The following is a 15,796-nucleotide window of genomic DNA, read 5'->3' as shown; positions in this document are numbered from 1 at the left end:
AGATGGAATATTAAGCTTACAAACCATCAGTGATTATTAAGCAAATGCATTGATATAATGTACTACTTCGTGAGGGCTGCCTGCAGCCAACTGGCATGCTCATTGGGTTTAACAAACGTCCAAGCAACAAAACGACTGACTTTTTGCCCTTGTCCCATTTTAATCGTTTCAACTTGCAGAGCACCCTCCCGCTTTAAGGCTTGATAAACGCCTTTAAGGTTAGCTTCTTTAGATATTAAACTCGTAAACCACAGGGATTGAGTAGCAAATAACTGGCTTTCGCTGATCATATTTTTGACAAAGCTCAATTCCCCTCCCTTACACCACAATTCGTTACTTTGGCCTCCAAAATTAAGCTTTTTCTGATTACTGGCACTGGCTTTTAAATTACTCTGCTTACGCTGAGTCCCTGCCAAAGCTTCAGCTTGTGAAGCATGAAACGGGGGATTGCACAACGTGGCAACAAAACAGTCATCGGCTTGTATCATACCTTGAAAAATATGCTGACTACGCCGTTGTAGCCGTAATTCTATATTGCTACTTAGTTGTGGGTTTGCCGCAATGATCAAGCCCGCAGACCTCAATGAGTCGCTATCAATATCTGAACCGACAAACGACCAAGCGTACTCACTGCTACCCACCAAAGGGTAAACACAGTTCGCGCCCACTCCCACATCTAAACAACGCACCTTATTGCCACGCGGAATACTACCGGCATTGCTGCTAGCCAGTAAATCGGCCAAGTAATGGATGTAATCAACACGCCCCGGAATTGGCGGACAAAGATTATGTTTTGGTATTTTCCAATCTTGTATGTGATAGAAGTGCTTTAGCAGGGCCTTATTTAAACAAAGCACCGCTGCAGGATTAAAGAAATCGATAGATAAATCGCCGTACTTATTAGGCGCAACAAAAGTTTGCAGCTCAGGACAGCTATTGATTAAGGCCGGAAAATCATACCGTTGTCGATGTTTATTACGAGGGTGCAGCTGACTTTTAATGGCGGGGTGAGCCTTTTTTTTATCATGCATTTTTGTTGCTGAGCCTAAACATTCAGGAATACCCAATGGATTATAAAGCGAAGCGCCAATAAAGGCTTGTATCGATTACCATCCAGCAAACAATCCAGTTAATGACAAAACTGTGATCAACACTGATGACAAAAAACTCAATATAGTGAAGGATATCATTATCAATTGCTAAGTAATTGAACCTTCAGAGGCTTGTGTGAAAAAGATGACAAATTAACTACTTACAGATCATCGTTGATAGCTAAATCACTTCATAAGCTCTGCTAACAGCAATCTTACAAGGAAAGTATAATATGTTTAAACACCTACTGTATGGTGCGCTACCCTTTGCCGTGCTTACGGCACTGAGTGGCTGCTCAGACGCCCCCGAACCAGAAAAAGAACTGCCTACCGGCGAAGCTAAAGCCGAAAACTTATTAGATATGAGTAGCATCGCCGTAGACGATCAACCCGCTCTTGCCAAAGACTGGTACAAAGGTGCGGTATTTATGGAGATTTTTGTTCGGAGTTACAAAGACTCAGACGGTGATGGCATTGGCGATTTTAAAGGCCTCACCTCGCAACTGGATTACCTTACAGAGCTAGGCGTAGAAGGGATATGGCTAATGCCCTTTAGCGAAAGTTCAGATAAAGACCATGGCTATGAAGTCGTCGATTATCGTCGCATCGAAAGCGATTATGGTACTCGCGAGGATTTTGATGAGTTTTTGGCGCAAGCGCATGCCCGCGGCATTGGCGTAATCGCTGATTACCTAATCAACCACAGCTCGGGTGATAACCCAGTATTTATCGATGCCAATAACAATGCGGGGGGTAAACGAGATTGGTATATGTGGGAAAACACTAACCCTGGGTGGACAAATTGGTCTGGTTCAGACTCTTGGCATAAGGGGCAATACGGCTATTACTACGGAATATTCCAATCTAATATGCCAGATTACAACTTTCACAATCAGGAAGTGCTTGAGTTTCATTATAACAACTTACGCTACTGGCTAAATGCAGGAATGGATGGCTTCCGTTTTGATGCCATGGCTCATCTCATCGAAAATGGTCCCAACCAATGGGCAGGCCAACCCGAAAACGCCGCCATTATGTACGGTATTCAGCAACTGGTGATGGAAGACTATCAAAACCGCTATATGATTTGTGAAGACTCAGGTAATTCGCTAGCCGCCACCCAAACAGATTTTTGCGGTTCAGCTTTTTCCTTCTATCTCAATTATTCGATTATGAATACCGTTAAAAATGGTAGCACCGAGAATAGTGGGATAAGTGAATGGCTCGTGCAGCCTTCATTAAGCAGCATGGGCTTATTGTTAGCCAACCATGATAGTTTTGCAGGTGAACGCATCTTTGAACAGGTAAATGGTGACGAAGCTAAATACCGTTTAGCCACCGCCACTTTACTGACGATACCGGGCCAACCCTTTGTTTACTACGGGGAAGAAATTGGTATGGGGCATACCAAAAATAGTGGTGGTGATTACTTACTAAGAGCACCAATGAGTTGGACAAGCGAAGGAGGTTTTACCACCGGTATCCCTTATCGCGCGATAGCCAGCAATACTGCTAACTACAATGTGGCCGGCCAACTAGCTGACACTAACTCACTCTACCATCACTATAAAAAGCTCATTCAACTTCGCAAGACCACCCCCGCTTTACGTAGCGGAGACCTTAGTGTTTTACACGTAGGAGAAGTGCTCGCTTACCGCCGTTCAGTCTCAACAGGAGATGTTTTAGTCGTGCTGAATTACAGCGACAGCAACCAAGCGGTGAATATTCCTTTAGAGGAATCATCAGCGGTGTTAAGCCCGCTAGCCGGGTTTGGGTCTAGCCCTCTTACTAGCAGCTCTGCAGGCGAGCTTAATCTAAATCTGCTGCCACACGAGATAAGAATTTACCAATACTAAAACCACCCATAATGCTCAGGGTCTGTTAGCGTCACGCTAGTCAGCTCGCTGAGCATTTATCGAACAAACTCAATCAACCATTCGCCACCTAAAGCAACATCAACTCGCTGCTGTTGTAGCTCTAGCAGATTGGATTGCTGTTGCCATTGTGTCAGTAGCTTACCGTTAAAACTCACTGCTTTAACCCTCTGGGTCACCGCCAAGTTTACCAATGCCAACTGATAGTTACGCGTCAAAGGAGAATCAGCGTATTGCCCCTTCGCAGGCAATATAGCGATCCGCAACTGCTGGCTGGTGGTATCAACCTTAAAGTCAGTCTCTTGGATTTGTTGCTGCTGATAGGCAATGCTACTGCCGTCATCTTCAATTAACCGCCCCTGCGCCCGTCCTTTTTCGTCTAGCACAATTAATAAATCCAAGTCGTTATTTTCAGCTTGGCGAGGAATAATATGGCCCGCTTTTACAAACAACGGTAAGCGGTATACCTCATCAACATACAAATCTTGATTAAAGTTCCCCCCATTGCTGCTGAGCATTTGCTTAGCACGGTAATCAAACCATTGGCCTTTAGGTAAATAAACAGCGGTCGTTTTAGCCTTATCTTTAGCTTCCAAGGCAACCAGTAAGGCATCGCCTATCAACTTCATTGAGCCATTCACTCTGGCTTTTGGATCTTCTTGATAGCCATAAACCAAGGGAGCGACTACCGCCTTACCTTCTCGCCAAGCGTGGTGTGCAAGCGTGTAATAATAAGGATTTAGAGCATAACGCTGCTTTATGTTGAACAGATTACTGACGGTATCGCCCATTCTGTCTGGTGCGGTTTCTTTACAATTACAAAGGTTAAGTGTGTGGGGACGAACGGGTACATCAGTAAACAATGCAGTAGCCAACCATTGAGTATATTGCTCATCCCATGGTGTGCCATGAAAACCACCAATATCAGAACCAAAGTAATCAATCCCAGACAAGCTCATATGCATTTGGGCATTAAAATGGCTACGCAAATTTGCTAGATTTACGCCAATATCTCCCGACCACATTGCTACCCCGTATGATTGGCTGCCAGCAGTGCCGGAACGGCTCATAATAAACGGCCGTTGGCTACGCTGGTTGCGTATGTAACCTTGGTGAATGCTGCGACTCCAAAGCAGATTGTAAAGATTGTGCACACTTGCGTGGTCATGTTTATGTTCGCCATCAATATCTACACCTGCGTACCACGCTTTGCGGTGATAAATTTCTGGTTCACCTAAATCGGTCCAATGCGCAATAACACCATCATCAATTAACGCTTCACGACGGTAGTCATGCCAAAAAGCAGCACCTTTTTCACTGGAAAAATCGAGCATGCCACCTTTGCCCCACCATGGGTTATCTTTTATATAAGCAGGGTTCATACAAGGTGGCTTGCAGCTACGCGCTAGAGCACCAGCATGCGCTAATGAATCGTATTCATTAAGCGCGCCACCGATGTAAGGTTCTTCAATCACCATGACTCCAATACCACGCTGCTTTAAATCGGCAATTTTTTGTTTAGGCTTGGGGAAATTGTTTTCATCCCAAGTGAGAGAACCCATTTGAGTGTGTTTAGCATTTTCTTTTATGCCACCAAACCATTGCAGATCAAGAACCACTCCAGACAAAGGAAACTGCGCTTTTTGTAGCGAAGCGAGTTTGCTGTCTAACTCCTGCCAGTTATCAAAGCCATACTCCGACAACCATAAGCCAAACATCGCTTTAGGCGGTACCGGCGGACGACCAGTAAGCGCGAGATAACGAGAACGTAAATCCGCAAGATTTTCACCCGCAATTAATAGGATACGAGCCCGTTGGCCTTTGCCCTGTATTTGATAAGGCGCGTTTGTAAAATCAAACACTAGCGGCTCAATATGGTCAAAAAATAAGGCTAAATTTTGCTTACCCTCGCCTAATAAATACATGATAGGAATTTGGGTATTACCCACTGCACCTTCGCCTTGATATACCATAGCGTTACCCATGCGGTTACCCGGTAAACGTTTGCGACCTAGCCAATCCCCATCGGCCTTCCCTTGAGTATTGTGCTGTTGTCCTAAACCATAAACTTGCTTAATACCGCCTTTAGTTAAGCTTAACTTCCAGCGATTGTTAGCCTGTGATTCGATGCAAAGCACGCTCAAGGCTTGTTTTGCGTGTGCCGCATCACCAAGCGATAAGCACTGGCCATGTTGCTCGGGGATGATGTTGTACCAAGGACTAGTTATCTCCTCAGTAATAGGACTTAAGGGCACCGACAATAAATTGGATGCAGCGAGCATTAAGCTAGGCTTAAATTGGTTAAGCGCTGGCGAACCCGTGGTTAACACCACTGTGTGCTCATCTAATATCTGGCTTTGCCAAATCGGGCCTGCTGAATAAGCCGACAAACTACCAATACATGCCAGCAAAGCCACTACACTTTTAGCTGCTAACTGCCCATACCTAGCCATGATTAATCCTTATGTAAGCACCATAATAAGTGACCTTAACAGCAAACTATGCTCTCAATAACTAAATTAATCAGTAGTGGGGGAAACTGTGATTAACTCAACTTTAACCAGCAAAAAGCCGCCCAATAGTGCGAGGGGAATGGGTATAACAGTTGACAAAAAACCAAGGTGACAATAGTTAGACTTAGTACTCTGGCGAACCCTAGTCAATATTGTTCAGGGCGCCGAGATTAACGATTTACTCATAAACTTACTGTAAGGGTCTGCTTGATAGCTAGCAAAAGGGCCACAAAAATCAAAACCAAAAGACTGATACAAAGACCAAGCTGGGGCAAATGCCTCCATTGAGCCAGTTTCTAAACTTAATTTCTGATAACCGCGAGATAGAGCCTCATCCAATATATGGCGCAGCAACGCTGCTGCTACCCCTTTTCGCAAATGAGCATTGGCAGTGCGCATTGATTTAAGCTCTGCATGTTGCTCATTGAGCTGCTTTAGTGCGCCACAGCCGGCCAATTCATCACCTAACCATAAACACCAAAAGCTCACATCGCCGGCCTGTAAGCCACTCACATCTAGAGTATGAACACTTTCAACCGGGGAGTGACAAAGCATATCTTGGTGATGTTCTTCCAATAAAGCGCGCACTTGCGGCTCCGTTACGTCGCTTAATCGTATATCCATCACAGCATCTCCCTATGTTTAGCTTAGTTTTTCTTCACTTTACCTTAGAGCTGAGCTTGAAACCAAGTAGAGATGAGAGAGGGTAACAGAGTGTTAACCACGCTCCATATGGATCTGCGGATCACTCATCGGGTTAAACCCAAAGGCACGATATAATTGCTGGGCATCTTTACAAACTAATTTAAAACGACGAATATCCTGCAACTGAGGATGCGCCATAATACGGTGCATCATGGCTTTAGCTAACCCCTTACCTTGATGCTCTTCTAACACAAAAACATCAGCTAAGTAGGCGACGGTAGCATAATCTGAAACAACCCGAGCAAATGCAACTTGCTGTTGGTTTAAATTGAATGCGGCAAAGCATAGAGAATTATCAATTGAAGTTTTAACAGCACCTTTAGATATTCCCTTGGCCCAATAGCTTCGCACCAATACTTGGTGAATTAACGACACATCAAGCTGAGCTTTATCAGTGCCTACGTAGTATCCCTGTTGCATTGTTAGGCCCTCCTCATTCCATGAACTAAACATGACACTTGCCAAAGTTCTGTAAATCTAGCTAGAGCTTAAAAAACAAACAAGTTGGAGAAAGTAACGTTTAGTAACTTTGAAATTAGCATTTGTAACAAATATGAAACAAACCTTCGCCAAGCCTATAACAGCCAGCCGTTCACTGATTTAAACCAATGGTGACCAATAGAGTAAGCCAACAGAGATTATTAAAAAATGAGACACAAGGCAGGCAAGCCTTCATCTGTACATTTACATTTTTCGGGATATTAGCTGGCGCGATTGCGCCAACTGGTCACCGAACGCTGTTAGCCAATATCCGCGTGAACCTATAGGCAATAGGTTTATCTCGCCGTTTTACGGGCTTTAATTAGCTTTTAGGCAACAAATAAAAATTGGGCTGCCAGCGCTCCATGTGGATTTCGGGGTGAGCCAATTCGGTAAAACCAAATTGTTCATATAAAGAATGAGCATCTTGAGTGGCTAGTTTAAAGCGGCGAATACCCTGTAATTTTGGGTGAGCCATAATACGGTGCATTAAAGCTTTAGCTAAGCCCTTGCCTTGATGTTCCTCTAATACAAACACATCGGCTAAATAGGCAAAAGTGCTATAGTCACTAATCACTCGAGCAAAACCCACTTGCTGTTTATTGTAATCATATACCGCGAAGTTTAACGAGTTTTCGATAGACTGCTCTACAGTAGCTTTAGGGATACCTTTGGCCCAATAAGAATGATGTAGCACATGATAAATAAGGTCTATATCTAACTCGGCCTTATTAGTGCTAATGTAATATTCTGGATGCATTTAACAACGCTCCCTTCAGCTGAAAAATCAGTACCCACTACAAATAATCTACCGATAGTCCGGCTTTAACACAAGGTTTTAACAGTGATTCAGTGTTGAAAATGGCTTTATTGCTATAGGATTATAAAATTCATAAACTTAATAAAAAGTTATTGTTTTTAAAAGCTAAAATCACTGGGGTAGAGGTGAAAACCATCAAAATCCTGCTTACTTAACGGGCACCCTAACTGACGTAAAATGGCGTAACACATCGAATAATGAAAGAAAAAGTTTGGCAACATGTAAAGCTGTAAGTAGCGCAAGCCGGTCAACTCCAATTTGGCAAAGCCCGCAGTGGTAGTTATGCGTAACTCTTCGGCGCCAATAAACTGTTCAGTCTTTAGCTGTTGTAAATACTGAATAGAGTGTTGAACTTGTAACCTTAAGCTATCCACACTTAGCGTTTCAGCATTGAAGCTCACGATGTCTTCCCTCGCTAAAGGGCAACAAGCGCGCAGGGAAAAATTAATAGCGGTACTCAATTGCTGGCCCAGCGAAAACATGTTGTCGGCTAAGCGAGCGTCCAACAACGCCGATTCTGCTAATTGCTGTTCGTTAGCAAAACTGTCCATCTGTTCCAGCAAAAGGGCTATTTGTCCTAAATAATGAATAAACACCGGCACCGACGCCGAGTACAAGGTAGTGTTAGAATAAGGGGGCATGACACATCATCCTTAAATCAATCATATGGTATAACAACTCTTAATCAGTAAACTGGCAAGATCTTATTATGGAATTATCCATCTGGAAGCGATTCAAAAAGCTAATCGGCAAAGCGTTATTAGAGCAGCAGCGTGTTTGGATTATTTCCCGCCACGACAGTTTGGCACAACAAGATATTTACCCTTTAAGCGAATCAGAATTAAGCCAACGCACTTGGCAACAGCGGGGCTTCTCTGTCAGTGCAGCCAGTCGAATTGAGCGTCTGTTGCCGGGTTCATTAATCGAGCTACCCTGCCAAGAACATCATGTCACCGTGACGAGAGTCAAATAACTTATTCGAACGAAGCACAATGGGTGCAGACCGAATGATGATTGGGTTTCAAGCAAAGGCTTGACCAGTAAAATGGCACTAAAAAAGGGCCGCTAAGGGCCCTTTAGAAACAAAGGTAATGGCCTAAGGAGCCATAGTGTCCACGTTAAGCACTAGGCCTGTAAAATCATCGGTAGCCACCGCTGAGTATACTGCGCCATTGGCCACAGTAGCCATGCTCATGACCGCTGGGGTGTAAGTATCATCACTGGCCAAAATCACAGCAAAGGTGTATGCGCCTGCGGGTACATTAAGTACAGCTGTACCTTTAAAATCAACCCCTGACAATACCGCCGTATCTGCGCTAAAGTTACCATCGGCAGAGGCATGAATGTCTACCAAACCTAAGCCTGCGGCGGTCGGGCTAGCATGCACTACACGAATCTTAGAGTATAAGGCTACCGAGCGTAAATCTTCGGCTATCACTAACGGTTCAATGGTATTATCGCTAATAGCGTTTAGTTTACCCACCGCATAGATACTGGTTTCAGCGCCGGCGTCTAACATCACTCCAGGGGCATCAATCACCACCAAACTATTATCGACACTGGCAGCCACACTTAGGTCATAAGTCGTGGCCGGTAAGTCGATGCTACGAAACTCTTTAAACATAATATTGGTTAGGCCAGCTACCGCCGCATCACTAGCCAAAACATCAACCGCTGGCGCGTCATCTACGGCATGTACAACCCGAACATGGCTGGTTTCGCCCATGTCTCGTACAATACCGACTTCGTTACCGTCGGCCAACAATAGGTTTACCGGAGACAAGCCCCCCATGTCGGTATTAGGCACGGCGGTTAGCATTAAGTCACTACCACCAGCAATAGCTATGTCTCCACTATCAAACACCACTGTTTTGTCACCAGTACCGGTAATGCGAATTCGGTAGGTATCTGCTGGTACGGTTACGGGTAAATCGGCACTGTCGATTTTAAATTCTAGGTTAGTCACTGCTGCGTCTACACCAGTAATATCATCTTCGGTAGACAGGTAGATATCTACACCACCTACTCCTGGGTGGCCATGCAATACATCAATACGTACACTGCCAGAATCTACCGCAATGTTACTTCTCGACAAGACAACCGGCTCAAGTGCAGCAGCCGTATTTAACGCAATAATGTCATACTGCATTTCCGGCGAGAATTCCAAGTTTGCAGCTATCACTTCAGCATTATCACCAGGAAGAATGGCGTCAACACTAATATCATAACTACCAGAAGTAACCGGTACCCAAGCACTACCTTGGCGGTAATCAACCATATTTAATCCAGCAAATGTTTCACCGTTCGCTTTTACTTCAACCATCGGAGCGTCTGCACTGGCATGGGTGACACGAACAAACGACAAAGGTACGGTAACGTGGTCATCGTCGCTGCCACATGCTGCTAGCAGAACTGCAGAGCCGATTAGTAAGCCTGATTTTACAAGTTTCATCTTCATTCCTTAACTATTCTTGTTTTGGTTTCACAGAGATCTACGGCAAGGAATTTGGTTACGATCACTACTGAGTTTTTCAACGCTGTAGCTATCACCGCATTTCACAGCGCAGTGGCAAATATTCACAGCAAGTCTTGGCAGGTAAATCTATAGCCAAGGCATTGAAAAGGATGGGGTACATCTTACTGCAACAATAGCGACGCAAAAATGTCACATAAAAGTCATAGGCTACTGCTTTATTTGCCAGCGACTCGAGATAAACATGGAACGTAATCAATCTACATTTGTAGCCTGTAGCTTTGGCTTATTGCTAGCTAGCGCTTTTACTATTAGCCCTGCTCAGGCGATCAAGCAGCCAATAAGCCCAGTAAAAAAATTACAGGTAAGCTGTAAGACTAGTCAGCAGCCACCGCAAACTACGTCGCTACAAAGCCTAAAGCTAGAATTAGTCGCCAGTCATTTTTCAGGAAGTGAGTTTGATACTTCATCCGCTGAAATTGTTTCTTACGACGCCTGCAGTGACAAACTGTATGTGGTTAATGCCAAAGATCAAAGTGTTGACGTTTTAAGCCTAAGTGACAGCAACAGCGCCCCCAGTAAACACGGTAATATCAATCTGCAGGCCGCCGCCCATAAAGCCGGGATTAAAATCGGTGACGCTAACAGCGTAGTGGCTAAAAATGGCCTAGTGGCAGTCGCCATTCAAAACCAACATAAGCAACAAAATGGCATTATTGCTTTATATCGCTCAGACGACCTCAGCCTAATCAATAGCTACCCAGCGGGCGCCCTACCCGACATGGTTACCATGACTGAGGACAGTCGTTACTTGCTCAGTGCCAACGAAGGCGAGCCAAATGGTGATTACTCTGTTGACCCAGAAGGCTCCGTTACTATCGTAGATCTCGCCACAGGCTTTAGTGATCAACAAGCCACCGTGACCCAAGTTGATTTTAGGCATTTTAACCAAGATCAGCCCCGTCATCATGAGTTAGACCAGGTACGCTTACCAAGCCCGTTGGGCGCGAGTGTCGCTCAAGATTTAGAGCCTGAATATCTCGCCTTAACCAGACATGGCAAAGTGGTGGTCGCGTTACAAGAAAACAACGCTATCGCGCTTATCGATATTGCCAGCGGCAAGGTAGACTCGATAAAAGGTTTAGGGCTTAAAAGCTGGGCATCAGTGGAAGATGGTGGCGATGGCGCCAAACTAGACCTAACCAACAAAGACAAACAGTTTATCCAAGCTAGCTACCCGCAACTGGCGGGTTATTACATGCCCGACTCTATCGCCACCTTTAATATCAAAGGCAATGATTACATCATCACTGCCAACGAAGGTGATGGCCGCGAATATGTCTATGCGACTACTCAGGCAAAATGTGAGGGAATGGACCACCAATGGGATGGCCAAGAGTATCAAGTAGGAGGCGGTGACGAAAACGCCAAGCACTACCAAAACAAAATTGGCGACTGTATTTCTTATACCGATGAGACCCGCGCTTACAAACTTAAAGTGGATGCTAAACACCCCTTAATGAATCAAACAAGCTATGGCCAAAAGGGCACCATTGCCAATAAAAAAGCGCTGGGGCGGATTAAAGTGGTGGCGGACAACAAAACAATTGGTGAAAATGATCTGGTTTACACCTTTGGGGCCCGCTCATTCTCTATTTTTGATTTACAAGCCAAGCGTATCTTTGATAGTGGTAACCAACTGTCAGATTTAGCTAATTCAAATAAACACTGGAATAGCAGTAATGACAATCAGTCCAGTGACGATCGCTCTGATGACAAAGGCGTAGAACCAGAAGCCATTGCAGTAGCAAACATCAATGGCTCAACCATTGCGTTTATCGGCTTAGAACGCCAAGGGGGAATTGCCGTTTATGATGTGTCTAAACCATCCTCACCAATAATGCTAGATTTCATTAACAATCGTGACTTTAACCAGCCTGTTTGCAGCAAAGTTGACCAAGATGGTGATTGTGAAAATAACCGTTATAACCCAAAAGCGGGCGATTTGGGCCCCGAATCTATTGCCTATTTTTCGCGCCTAGGCAAGCACTATATTGCCGTGGGTAACGAAGTGTCGGGTACCACAACAGTTTATCATTTGGCGATAAATTAACGCTTGATGCTACCCACCTCAAGCACTTGAGGTGGGACTAAGCACCACTGGTGACTACTTACAGCAAAACCTTTAAGAAAATACGCCTTACATTCATCGCGCTGATAACTCTGCGATATAAAGACAACAATACCACTTAACACTCAATCAACATCAAGTTTAAAGCTCACTATTAGGCCTTTATTTTTAGGCTTAAGCAGGTCAGTAGACACTCATCGGGCAACAACAGAATTGGGTTTAAGCACCATCAATAGTGTTTTTTGTTTTGCTGAATGTTAACTATGCCTCAAAAACTGAAGCAACCGTCGTGAAACCGCTTACTTTTTCTTAATTCCAAGCAAAAATTCTCTAAGATAAGCGCCATAAAAGGTTACCCAGCAATAATAGCAACTTGAGTTGCATGCTAAACGCCGACTATATTCCACGAAAAACCAACCAGAGGATCAGCAGCATGTCGCAGCCGTATACCAACCCATCTCTCAGTACCGCTGAGCGAGTCAAAAACTTACTGTCTCTTATGACTGTGGAAGAAAAAGTGGGGCAAATGCTGCAGCTACCCGCCAATATGCCAGGTAACATGGATAAGTTGGAAGCATGGAATGTCGGCAGTTATCTTCATTGCACTGGCAACATGGCAACCGATCTACAGCGGCGCGCCGCCAAATCGCGTTTAGGCATTCCTCTAATTTTCGGTATTGATGCGATTCATGGGCACTGCTTTGAAAATAGCGGTACTGTGTTTCCAACTCAATTAGCTTTATCTTGCGCTTGGAGTAAACCACTTGCCGAAAGCATGGCGCATATCACCGCTATCGAAACTAGAGCTTGTGGGCTACATTGGACCTTCTCTCCGGTATTGTGTGTAGGTCGCGATAGCCGCTGGGGCCGCATAAACGAAACCTTTGGTGAAGATCCTTGGTTAATTGGTGAGTTAGCTGTAGCCACTATTCATGGTTATCAAGGGGATACTCTAGCCTCTAATCAAACCATTTTAGCCTGCGCTAAGCACTATGTGGCGTACGGTGAGTCTAGCGGCGGCCGAGATTCCTACGAAGCAGATGTTTCTCCACGTAAACTCATGTCGATCTTTTTGCCTCCTTTTGAAAAAGCGGTGAAACAAGGCAAAGTGGCTACTTTAATGGCCGGATACCAAGCCATTGACGGTGTACCGTGCAGTGCTAGCAGCTGGCTAATGCGCGAAATCCCTAAGCAACAATGGGGCATGGAAGGCTTTATTGTTACCGATTGGAACAATATTGGATCTTTATACAAGACCCAAAAAGTGGCTAACGACTACCGTCATGCATCAAAAATAGCTGTAGAAGCTGGCAATGATATGATCATGAACACCCCTGAATTTTATGAAAGCACCGTTGACCTAGTGCATAAAGGCGAACTAGACATTGCCTTAATCGACGATGCAGTGGCCCGCATGCTCACCAGTAAATTCGACTTAGGTTTGTTCGATGATTTCCGCTATACCGATTTAAGCCAGAAAAACACCATTTTAGGTAAAGCTGAACATTGGGAAGCGTCTTTAGAAGCCAGCCGCCAATCGCTAACCCTACTGACCAACAACGGCATACTGCCACTGGTAGAGGCTAATAAGCCTAAAATATTGCTATGTGGTGCTAATGGCGATGACTCCATTGCCCAACTCGGAGACTGGTCATTTGGCTCCATTCAAGCAGATGCTGCCGACGACAATTATCATCGAGACGATACCGTAACGATGCGTTTAGGCTTGCAAGCCGCAGCCGATGCGGGTCGTTGTGAACTCAACTATGTAAGAGCTGCCGCTCCAGCTGAAGCCGATTTTGAAGAAATTGCCCAAGCGGTAGCCGCCGCCAATAACAGTGATATTGTGATTGCCTGTGTCGGCGATACTTTAAGCCAACATGGTGAGTTCCATGACCGAGCGAATCTAGACTTAAGCGGCCAACAACAGGCAATGTTAGAAGCCTTAAAAGCCACCGGCAAGCCATTAATTGTTATTTACATCGCCTCTAAACCGCTGACCATTAGCTGGGTAAAACAGCATGCCGATGCTTTAGTGTGTGCCTTTAACCCTGGAGCAAAAGGTGGCACCGCCTTAACAGAATTACTGTTTGGTGATTTAAACCCTAGTGGCAAACTCACCATTAGCTTTCCAGAACATGTTGGGCAAATGCCGGTATTTTACAATAAGTACGAAGGCTGGCACGCCTACTTGTCAAAACGCACTGACCACCAAGAGCGTTACATCGACATGCCAAGCTTACCGCTATTTTGCTTTGGTGAAGGGCAAACTTATACCCAGTTTGAATACTCTGAACTGACCGTTGAAACGCCAGTTCTAGAGGCTAATGATGACCTTGATAATGGGCCTAGCTTAGAAGTATCTGTCACCTTAACCAATACCGGCGAACGCAGCGGCACTGAAATTGCGCAGCTGTACATTCATGATTGTGTAGCATCGGTAACGGTGCCGGTAATGCAATTACGTGGATATAACAAGGTAGCGCTTGCAGCAGGCGAAAGTCGTAAGTTGTCGTTTAGCGTACCTTACCAAGATTTATCGCTGATAAACGCGCAGCTACAAAAAGTAGTTGAGCCGGGAGAGTTTAAAGTACTCGTCGGGGCATCGTCCAAAGCAGAAGACTTGCTGAGTGCAGACTTTAGCGTCAGCTAAAGGACAAAGCTGTTGTTCAAAAAGCCCTTAGCTGCCAGCTTAAGGGCTTTTTTTGGCCTCGGGGATGTGTAACAGCAAATCTGTTACCCCAAGATCGATGCCTTGCTGAGATAACATAGTACTTACTTGACCACGATGGTGAGTTTGATGATTAAAAAAATGCAGCACTAAACTGCCAAACAGCTGGCAATGAGCAACCCCTTTGCTGTTGAGATAAGTTAAATTGAGCTGTAAATCTTGTTCCGTTAACTGCTGTGTAAACGCCACTATCACTTTATCCATTGCCTCTCTTGCCGCCGCTAAGCGAGAGAGATCGGTGTGTATAATAGCGTCTAATGCCTTAGGGCTAGGCAAAGCCGACATATCCGCTAAACAACCGAAGCCACGAGGATGTGCAGCGAAACGCTGCAACCACAGCGTATCACCGACTAAAATATGGTTTAGAGTGGCAAAAATAGAGCCAAAGAACGCTCCTCGATTTTGCTCTAGTTGCTGCTGACTAAGCTGTTGCGCTGCGGTATAAACTTGCAGATTCATCTCTTGGTTGTATTGCGCCATCAACTCAAAAGCCGATTTCATTGCTTTGCTCCTGCCTTATCGGTTTACATCTAGCTCATAATGATAAAACTCAAGATCTTTCTTATAGCCAAGGCCTTCATATAAGGCTTGCGCTGGGTGATTATCCACTGCAGTGGCAAGCTCTAGGGCGATAGCATCAAGGTCAAGCGCATATTGCTTTGCTGCATTCATTAAGCTTCTTGCCACGCCTTGGCCGCGAGCGGCTTCACGCACATACAAGTCATTCAAAATGAGTATCGGCTTAGCTCGAGTAGATGAAAAGCTAGGGTATAACTGGATAAAGCCTAAAGCTTGCTGCTGTTGATAGTCAGATAAGGCTATCAAAATGGTCGACTGTTGGCCCTGCATCCGCTGTTCGATAAACGCTGTAGCTAATGACAAATCATCGGCTTGCTGGTAGAAAATTCGATACTGATTAAATAGCTCGGCCACGGTGTCCAAATGCATTAGACCGGCTTTAATAATGTTTACTGACAT

13 protein-coding genes are annotated in these 15,796 nt (G+C 44.9%); 4 read left to right on the top strand and 9 right to left on the bottom strand.

Features of this window, described 5'->3' with window-relative positions; translation table 11 throughout:
* Nucleotides 1-62 precede the first annotated feature (62 nt).
* On the bottom strand, nt 63-1,031 hold the full coding sequence (gene rlmF, locus M0C34_RS01750) for a 23S rRNA (adenine(1618)-N(6))-methyltransferase RlmF (protein WP_248713952.1): 969 nt from the start codon (nt 1,029-1,031) through the stop codon (nt 63-65).
* 293 nt (nt 1,032-1,324) lie between these two features.
* Between rlmF and M0C34_RS01745 the strand changes: the two genes are divergently transcribed.
* Nucleotides 1,325-2,947, top strand: coding sequence for an alpha-amylase family glycosyl hydrolase (locus tag M0C34_RS01745; protein WP_248713951.1), 1,623 nt, complete (start codon nt 1,325-1,327; stop codon nt 2,945-2,947).
* 56 nt (nt 2,948-3,003) lie between these two features.
* Here M0C34_RS01745 and M0C34_RS01740 read toward each other — a convergent pair whose 3' ends face one another.
* The 5 genes from M0C34_RS01740 to M0C34_RS01720 all read right to left on the bottom strand — a co-directional run bounded on the left by M0C34_RS01740 (nt 3,004) and on the right by M0C34_RS01720 (nt 8,124).
* Nucleotides 3,004-5,418: a glycoside hydrolase family 31 protein gene (locus M0C34_RS01740; protein WP_248713950.1), complete on the bottom strand. Its 2,415-nt coding sequence runs from the start codon at nt 5,416-5,418 to the stop codon at nt 3,004-3,006.
* 216 nt (nt 5,419-5,634) lie between these two features.
* Nucleotides 5,635-6,102, bottom strand: coding sequence for a GNAT family N-acetyltransferase (locus M0C34_RS01735; protein ID WP_248713949.1), 468 nt, complete (start codon nt 6,100-6,102; stop codon nt 5,635-5,637).
* Between the two features lie 93 nt (nt 6,103-6,195).
* Nucleotides 6,196-6,603: a GNAT family N-acetyltransferase gene (locus M0C34_RS01730; RefSeq protein ID WP_248713948.1), complete on the bottom strand. Its 408-nt coding sequence runs from the start codon at nt 6,601-6,603 to the stop codon at nt 6,196-6,198.
* Nucleotides 6,604-6,985: 382 nt separating this feature from the next.
* Nucleotides 6,986-7,423, bottom strand: coding sequence for a GNAT family N-acetyltransferase (locus M0C34_RS01725; RefSeq protein WP_248713947.1), 438 nt, complete (start codon nt 7,421-7,423; stop codon nt 6,986-6,988).
* A gap of 158 nt (nt 7,424-7,581) precedes the next feature.
* A complete protein-coding gene (locus tag M0C34_RS01720; RefSeq protein ID WP_248713946.1) occupies nt 7,582-8,124 on the bottom strand; it encodes a DUF1993 family protein in 543 nt (180 codons plus the stop codon).
* A gap of 68 nt (nt 8,125-8,192) precedes the next feature.
* On the opposite strand from M0C34_RS01720, the gene M0C34_RS01715 reads away from it, so the two are divergent.
* A complete protein-coding gene (locus M0C34_RS01715) occupies nt 8,193-8,456 on the top strand; it encodes a hypothetical protein (protein WP_248713945.1) in 264 nt (87 codons plus the stop codon).
* A gap of 123 nt (nt 8,457-8,579) precedes the next feature.
* Here the strand turns inward: M0C34_RS01715 and M0C34_RS01710 are convergent, their stop codons facing one another.
* Nucleotides 8,580-9,935: a DUF4397 domain-containing protein gene (locus M0C34_RS01710; RefSeq protein WP_248713944.1), complete on the bottom strand. Its 1,356-nt coding sequence runs from the start codon at nt 9,933-9,935 to the stop codon at nt 8,580-8,582.
* 265 nt (nt 9,936-10,200) lie between these two features.
* On the opposite strand from M0C34_RS01710, the gene M0C34_RS01705 reads away from it, so the two are divergent.
* Together M0C34_RS01705 and M0C34_RS01700 are read left to right on the top strand one after the other, a co-directional pair.
* The gene (locus M0C34_RS01705) at nt 10,201-12,069 is read left to right on the top strand and encodes a choice-of-anchor I family protein (protein WP_248713943.1); all 1,869 of its coding nucleotides are present in this window, start codon (nt 10,201-10,203) and stop codon (nt 12,067-12,069) included.
* Between the two features lie 451 nt (nt 12,070-12,520).
* Nucleotides 12,521-14,740, top strand: a complete 2,220-nt coding sequence (locus M0C34_RS01700) for a glycoside hydrolase family 3 N-terminal domain-containing protein (RefSeq protein ID WP_248713942.1) — start codon at nt 12,521-12,523, stop codon at nt 14,738-14,740.
* A 39-nt stretch (nt 14,741-14,779) separates the two neighbouring features.
* On the opposite strand, the gene M0C34_RS01695 is transcribed toward M0C34_RS01700, so the two are convergent.
* Both M0C34_RS01695 and M0C34_RS01690 read right to left on the bottom strand, forming a co-directional pair.
* Nucleotides 14,780-15,319: a DinB family protein gene (locus M0C34_RS01695; protein WP_248713941.1), complete on the bottom strand. Its 540-nt coding sequence runs from the start codon at nt 15,317-15,319 to the stop codon at nt 14,780-14,782.
* 15 nt (nt 15,320-15,334) lie between these two features.
* Nucleotides 15,335-15,796: a GNAT family N-acetyltransferase gene (locus M0C34_RS01690; RefSeq protein ID WP_248713940.1), complete on the bottom strand. Its 462-nt coding sequence runs from the start codon at nt 15,794-15,796 to the stop codon at nt 15,335-15,337.

Source organism: Agarivorans sp. TSD2052 (assembly GCF_023238625.1).
Lineage (GTDB): Bacteria > Pseudomonadota > Gammaproteobacteria > Enterobacterales > Celerinatantimonadaceae > Agarivorans.
The sequence above is the reverse complement of the archived record's forward strand: the minus strand, read 5'-3'. Positions and strand labels throughout refer to the sequence as shown.

Excerpts from the sequence above, each read along its gene's own strand:
- M0C34_RS01715 (WP_248713945.1), top strand. The coding sequence starts at position 8,193 with ATGGAATTATCCATCTGGAAGCGATTCAAAAAGCTAATCGGCAAAGCG.
- M0C34_RS01735 (WP_248713949.1), bottom strand. The coding sequence starts at position 6,102 with ATGGATATACGATTAAGCGACGTAACGGAGCCGCAAGTGCGCGCTTTA.
- M0C34_RS01705 (WP_248713943.1), top strand. The coding sequence starts at position 10,201 with ATGGAACGTAATCAATCTACATTTGTAGCCTGTAGCTTTGGCTTATTG.
- M0C34_RS01690 (WP_248713940.1), bottom strand. The coding sequence starts at position 15,796 with ATGTCAGTAAACATTATTAAAGCCGGTCTAATGCATTTGGACACCGTG.
- M0C34_RS01740 (WP_248713950.1), bottom strand. The coding sequence starts at position 5,418 with ATGGCTAGGTATGGGCAGTTAGCAGCTAAAAGTGTAGTGGCTTTGCTG.
- M0C34_RS01725 (WP_248713947.1), bottom strand. The coding sequence starts at position 7,423 with ATGCATCCAGAATATTACATTAGCACTAATAAGGCCGAGTTAGATATA.
- rlmF (WP_248713952.1), bottom strand. The coding sequence starts at position 1,031 with ATGCATGATAAAAAAAAGGCTCACCCCGCCATTAAAAGTCAGCTGCAC.
- M0C34_RS01720 (WP_248713946.1), bottom strand. The coding sequence starts at position 8,124 with ATGCCCCCTTATTCTAACACTACCTTGTACTCGGCGTCGGTGCCGGTG.
- M0C34_RS01745 (WP_248713951.1), top strand. The coding sequence starts at position 1,325 with ATGTTTAAACACCTACTGTATGGTGCGCTACCCTTTGCCGTGCTTACG.
- M0C34_RS01710 (WP_248713944.1), bottom strand. The coding sequence starts at position 9,935 with ATGAAACTTGTAAAATCAGGCTTACTAATCGGCTCTGCAGTTCTGCTA.
- M0C34_RS01730 (WP_248713948.1), bottom strand. The coding sequence starts at position 6,603 with ATGCAACAGGGATACTACGTAGGCACTGATAAAGCTCAGCTTGATGTG.
- M0C34_RS01700 (WP_248713942.1), top strand. The coding sequence starts at position 12,521 with ATGTCGCAGCCGTATACCAACCCATCTCTCAGTACCGCTGAGCGAGTC.
- M0C34_RS01695 (WP_248713941.1), bottom strand. The coding sequence starts at position 15,319 with ATGAAATCGGCTTTTGAGTTGATGGCGCAATACAACCAAGAGATGAAT.